Origin of the sequence: Vibrio sp. HI00D65 (assembly GCF_001635455.1) — a bacterium.
Classification (GTDB): domain Bacteria; phylum Pseudomonadota; class Gammaproteobacteria; order Enterobacterales; family Vibrionaceae; genus Vibrio.
This window is the reverse complement of record NZ_LWEH01000375.1, coordinates 1-2,268: the sequence shown is the minus strand read 5'-3', so window position 1 is coordinate 2,268 and position 2,268 is coordinate 1. Positions and strand designations below refer to the sequence as shown.

Here is a 2,268-nt window from a genome sequence, read left to right as displayed (position 1 = left end):
TCTCACTAGCACTGGCACAAAACTTCGAGCGTGTATTAGCAACTGAGCTAGCGAAGCCGTCGGTTGAATCAGCGCAATACAACATTGCAGCCAACAAGATTGATAACGTTCAGATCATCCGTATGTCTGCGGAAGACTTTACGGTAGCGATGGAAGGCAAACGTGAGTTCCGCCGTCTACAGCAAGCAAACATCGATCTGAAGAGCTACAACTGCAACACTATCTTTGTTGATCCGCCACGTTCAGGTATGGATGTAGATACTTGTAAGATGGTTCAAGGCTACGAGCGCATCATGTACATCTCTTGTAACCCTGAAACATTGAAAGAGAACCTAGAGATCTTAAGCGAAACACACGATGTTACTCGTTTTGCTTTGTTCGACCAGTTCCCTTACACACACCACATGGAAACTGGCGTATTCCTAGAGCGTAAAGCGTAACACTCGCTTTCCTAATCTAGGTATAAGCCAAACTGCAGACACAAAAAAACGAGCCTATCGGCTCGTTTTTTTTATTTATAGGTTGGCTTAAGCTGTCTTACCGATAAAGCCTAACTTCTTACCTACCCAAGCGAGCAGTAACATTGCGACGATAATCGCAAAGAAGTTTGAGCCCGCATCTGGGTGTTGTGCTTTCACAAATGCAGAGTGACCAAATGCGCCCACGAAGAAACACGCCAAACCTACTAGCGGGATATCTTCCGATACTGGGTTAGTTAAGTACTCTTGATAAAGTGCTTGTACAGCTAAAACTAAAGCAATCAGTGGGAAGATTGAGAAGCCCACTTCGCTCATTGTTACCCAAGATAAAAGTGCATCGCCACATACACCAGCAATCAGAGCCAGTACCAGTGTTTTTCTTTCTGAGCCACGGTTTACAGTATTATTTTCATTCGACATTATTCTATCCCGCCTTTTAATCGGTTACGTTCACGTTCTTTACGATACCAAAAAGCCCCTTTGGCCATCATTCGCAATTGCATGATCAAACGCTCAGCCAGTTCGTCTCGCTGACGTCGATCTAAATCTAATGCTTCTGCCCCTGAGTTAAAGACCAATATGACCGAAGCTTCTGCTTGCGTAAAAGCTTCATCTCGTGTCATGCCAGTCGTGATAAGGTATTCGGTTAACTCAGCAGAAAAGTGCTGTATCTCGCGAGCTACCGCTGTACGAAACTCAAATGAGGTTCCTGAGCGCTCTCGCAATAACAGTCTGAATACGTTAGGGCTGCTTTCAATGAACTCCATAAAGGTTTCAACCGATGTGCGAATAACACTGCCTTCTTTTACTATACGCTGCCTAGCTTGACGCATTAGCTGGCGCAGTAGTAAGCCCCCCTCATCTACCATGGTCAAGCCAAGCTCATCCATATCTTTGAAGTGACGATAAAAGGAAGTCGGTGCTATTCCAGCCTCACGAGCGACTTCTCTCAAGCTTAGGTTGGAAAAACTACGATCTGCACTGAGTTGGCTAAATGCTGCATCGATTAAGCTGCGACGAGTTTTTTCTTTTTGCTGTGCGCGAATGCCCATTGGTTTCATACTTTATCAATTTCTTCTTTTACAGCCTAAACAGGCATGTCTAATACTCTGTTCAATATAACGCGAATCACTTATTTATATAAGATACTCCGGTTATATAAGACACCAAACACGCCTCTTTGTTCACGTACCGCAGTAAATACGTTCGCGGAAAAAATTTCAATATCCACACCGCCATTTGGAGACATACGACATACCAAATATTATTTTTTCGCTAGCACTGCGTGATCCCGCCGACTCTCTGATGTCCTTTTCATGTACGCAAGAACAGAATCAGTTAAAATCCCGCTACAGCTATATTAATCAAATATAACAAGGAAGATATCTATGCCACACTCCAACCACTTTGATGTAATCGTAATTGGTAGTGGCCCCGGAGGCGAAGGGGCAGCGATGGGATTAACCAAAGCCGGGTTGAACGTTGCAATCATTGAAAAAGAGAGCAGCGTTGGTGGTGGTTGTACCCACTGGGGAACCATTCCTTCAAAAGCTCTGCGTCATGCTGTAAGCCGTATTATCGAGTTCAATAACAACCCTCTGTTCTGTCAGAACAACAAAAGCATTCACTCGACGTTTTCCAATATTCTGGGGCATGCGAAATCCGTTATCGATAAACAGACACGGCTGCGCCAAGGCTTCTACGATCGTAACCAATGTACACTAGTATTTGGTACAGCGCGCTTTATTGATTCTCACTCTATTTCTGTAATGCAAAGTGATGGTACGGA

At 44.3% G+C, this 2,268-nt stretch carries 3 protein-coding genes and 1 pseudogene; 2 read left to right on the top strand and 2 right to left on the bottom strand.

The window, feature by feature from the left end:
* Window positions 1–440: pseudogene (locus A3712_RS21385) on the top strand (tRNA (uridine(54)-C5)-methyltransferase TrmA); the annotation flags it as partial.
* Window positions 441–527: 87 nt separating this feature from the next.
* On the opposite strand, the gene A3712_RS21380 reads toward A3712_RS21385, so the two are convergent.
* Together A3712_RS21380 and fabR are read right to left on the bottom strand one after the other, a co-directional pair.
* Window positions 528–899 carry a YijD family membrane protein gene (locus A3712_RS21380; protein ID WP_004740556.1) on the bottom strand — a complete coding sequence of 124 codons (372 nt, stop codon included), beginning with the start codon at window positions 897–899 and terminating at the stop codon, window positions 528–530.
* Window positions 899–1,540, bottom strand: coding sequence for an HTH-type transcriptional repressor FabR (gene fabR, locus A3712_RS21375; protein ID WP_004740554.1), 642 nt, complete (start codon window positions 1,538–1,540; stop codon window positions 899–901). Before fabR ends, A3712_RS21380 begins: the two co-directional genes overlap by 1 nt.
* Before the next feature lie 327 nt (window positions 1,541–1,867).
* Between fabR and A3712_RS21370 the strand changes: the two genes are divergently transcribed.
* Window positions 1,868–2,268: FAD-dependent oxidoreductase (locus tag A3712_RS21370; protein ID WP_157618838.1), on the top strand; the 401-nt coding region annotated here is incomplete at its 3' end.

Excerpts from the sequence above, each read along its gene's own strand:
- fabR (WP_004740554.1), bottom strand. The coding sequence starts at position 1,540 with ATGAAACCAATGGGCATTCGCGCACAGCAAAAAGAAAAAACTCGTCGC.
- A3712_RS21380 (WP_004740556.1), bottom strand. The coding sequence starts at position 899 with ATGTCGAATGAAAATAATACTGTAAACCGTGGCTCAGAAAGAAAAACA.